Raw genomic sequence first — 3,291 nt, forward strand, 5'->3', positions numbered from 1 at the left:
ACCAGCCCCCAGGACATGCTGCCCAGGGGCTTCGAGTACCACAACGGAAACGGGACGCTGTGCCTGATCGGCTCCTATGAGAAGGAGGGCCATGTCTTCACGGAGGAGCACGACCAGTCGATTGACTACGGAATTGACTTCTATGCGCCCCAGACCGTGCTCACCCCGGACGGCAGACGGGTCATGATCGGCTGGATGCAGAACTGGGACACCTGCAACATGCGCTCCCAGCCAAAGACGTGGTTCGGCCAGATGTCCCTGCCCAGGGAGCTCTCCGTCCGGGAGGGCAGGCTGTACCAGAAGCCCGTCCGGGAGCTGGAGGAGCTTCGCCGGAACAAGGTGGAATACCATGGAGTCAAGGTGGCGGGCGAGGCCCTGAGGCTGGCGGGGATAGAGGGCCGCACGGTGGACATGGAGCTGGAGATCGCACCGGCCCAGGGCAGGGAGCTGTGCCGGAAATTCGCCGTCCGCTTCGCCCAGGACCAGGAGCGCCACACGGCGATCAGCTTCCGACCCCATGAATCCATACTGAAGATAGACCGCAAGTTCTCCGGCTCCCGCAGGGCCATCATCCACCAGCGCCGCAGCCTGGTGCGCCATGAGGGCGGGGCCCTGCGGCTGCGGATCGTCCTGGACCGGTTCAGCGCGGAGGCCTTCGTGTGGGACGGGGAGCAGGTGCTGACGGCCACCATCGACACGCCCCTGAGCGCGGACGGCATATCCTTCTACGCCGACGGCGAGGCTGTGCTGGATGTGGTGAAGTACGATTTAATGTAAGAGACCCAACTAAACCCCCTGACTTTGGAGGACGGCCGGCTGCATGGGAGATTAGGGTGAAATGATACAGGAGAGGGGGGATTGCGTGCATTTCGTGGACGCAAAGGGGATACTGTCCCAGCTAAACGGGATGAATGTATACAGGGGCTGCACCCATGGCTGTATCTACTGCGACAGCAGGAGCGCCTGCTATGGATTCACCCATGCCTTTGAGGACATAGAAGTCAAGCGCAATGCCCCTCAGCTTCTGGAGAAGGCCCTGCGCTCCAAACGCAGGAAGTGCATGATAGGCACAGGGGCCATGTGCGACCCCTACATGCACTGCGAGGAGGAGCTGCAGATCACCAGGAAATGCCTGGAGCTGATCGAGCGCTACGAGTTCGGAGCGGCCATACAGACCAAGTCCGACAGGATCCTCCGGGACCTGGATCTGCTGAAGCGCATCAACGAGAAGACGAAATGCGTGGTGCAGATGACCCTGACCACCTATGACGAGGAGCTGTGCCGGATCCTGGAGCCCAATGTGTGCACCACCGGGAGGCGGGCCCAGGTGCTGGAAATCCTGCGGGACGAGGGCATCCCCACGGTGGTGTGGCTTTCGCCCATACTGCCCTTCCTCAACGACACCAAAGAGAATATCGAGGGAATCCTGGAATACTGCGTCCGGGCAAAGGTGAGGGGGATCATCTGCTTCGGTATGGGGATGACCCTGCGGGAGGGGGACAGGGAGTATTATTATCAGGCGCTGGACAGGCACTTCCCGGGCCTGCGGCAGAAATATCATCAGAAATACGGGTACGCCTATGAGCTGGCCAGCGACAGGAACGGCGAGCTCATGGGGATTTTCCGCAGCGTCTGCCAGCGGCATGGAATCCTCCATGACGTTGATGCCTGCTTTCGATATCTGCATGAATTTCCGGAAAAATATGAACAATTGACACTATTTTGAAGAAGCCGACTAGTACACGGGTGCATGAATTCCCGCGTAATCAGTGCCCGATGTCCGCGCCAGGACAAGGCATCGTCCGCTGACGACACGCAGTACTGGGGTGGACAGCCAGGGCTGATTGCGCAAGGATTCCGGCATCGGGGCACTAGGGCGTTGAAAGGGGAGCTGTCGTAAGGACGGCTCCCCGATTTGTTGCTAAAAACCCTGCTCCGTCCGCTCGATGATCTCGTCCTGGAGGGGCTTATCCAGGTTGCGGAAGTAGTCGCTGTAGCCCGCCACCCGGACGATCAGGTCCCGGTATTCCTCCGGGTTCCTCTGGGCCGCCAGCAGAGTCTCTCTCCCCACCACGTTGAACTGGATGTGATGGCCGTCCATGTCGAAATAGGTGCGGATCAGGTCTGCCATATGGTTCAGGCCCTCCTCCCCTGCCACCACCTGGGGGGTGAACTTCTGGTTCAGCAGGGTGCCGCCGGTCTTTAGATGGTCCATCTTGGCGCAGGACTTGATCACCGCGGTGGGGCCGTTCCTGTCCGCGCCCTTCTCCGGGGAGATGCCCTCGGACACGGGCTTGTGGGCCAGGCGGCCGTTGGGGCTGGCGATCATCACGTCCCCGAAGTACACATGGCAGGTGGTGGGCAGCATATCCACCCGGTAGGTGCCGCCCCGCATGTTGGGCCTGCCGGACACACTGTCCAGGAAATAGTTGAACACCTTCCGCATGAGATTGTCCGCGTAGTCGTCATCGTTTCCGTACTTGGGCGTATGGCTGCGCACCAGGTTCAGGAGCCTTTCATGGCCCCGGAAATCCTCCTTCATGGCCGCAAGCAGCTCCTCCATGGTGCAGTTGCCATGGTCGTACACATTGTATTTCACGGCGGACAGGCAGTCCGCGATGGTGCCTGTGCCCACGCCCTGGATGACGCTGGTGTTGTACCGCGCGCCGCCCGCGTTGTAGTCCTTTCCCGCCGTGATGCAGTCGTTGGTCAGGACGGAGAGGAAGGGCACGGGCATGTATTTGGCGTACAGGGACTCGATGACGTTGGAACCCCGCACCTTGATGTCCAGGAAGTGGTCGATCTGCTTCGTATAGGCCTCCCAGAGCTGGTCGAAGGTCTGGAAGTCCTTTGCCTCGCCTGTCCTGGGGCCAAGCTGCTTTCCGGTCATGGGATCCACGCCGTTAAAGAGGGTCAGCTCGAATACCTTGGGCAGATTGAAATAGCCCAGGAGGATATAGGCCTCATTGCCGAAAGCCCCGGTCTCCACGCAGCCGGAGCAGCCGCCCTGCCGCGCGTCCTCCAACGTTTTCCCGGCATTCAGCAGCTCCTGGATGATGGCCTCCGTGTTGTAGAAGGCGGGCTGCCCCCAGCCCTTGCGGGCAATCTCGCAGGCCCTCTTCAGGAACCTGCGGGGATTCTTGCGGCTGATCTGGACATTGGAGTTTGGCTGGACTAACTGCATTTCGTCCATACAATCCAGAATGATATACGACACTTCGTTCACGCCGTCCTCGCCCTCCGGGGTGATGCCGCCGGTGTTGATGTTGGCGAAGTCCGTGTAGGTGCTGC

General features: G+C 60.5%; 3 protein-coding genes. 2 read left to right on the forward strand and 1 reads right to left on the reverse strand.

The window, feature by feature from the left end:
• Positions 1–777 (forward strand): GH32 C-terminal domain-containing protein (locus tag Q2B33_RS23595; RefSeq protein ID WP_300822853.1); only part of this gene is annotated, 777 nt, incomplete at its 5' end.
• 85 nt (positions 778–862) lie between these two features.
• Positions 863–1,726 carry a radical SAM protein gene (locus tag Q2B33_RS23600; RefSeq protein WP_300569787.1) on the forward strand — a complete coding sequence of 288 codons (864 nt, stop codon included), beginning with the start codon at positions 863–865 and terminating at the stop codon, positions 1,724–1,726.
• 195 nt (positions 1,727–1,921) lie between these two features.
• Here the strand turns inward: Q2B33_RS23600 and Q2B33_RS23605 are convergent.
• The coding region (locus Q2B33_RS23605) for a pyruvate formate lyase family protein (protein WP_300914310.1) at positions 1,922–3,291 on the reverse strand (1,370 nt) is incomplete at its 5' end.

It is taken from the genome of uncultured Acetatifactor sp., assembly GCF_948601915.1.
Taxonomy (GTDB): domain Bacteria; phylum Bacillota; class Clostridia; order Lachnospirales; family Lachnospiraceae; genus Acetatifactor.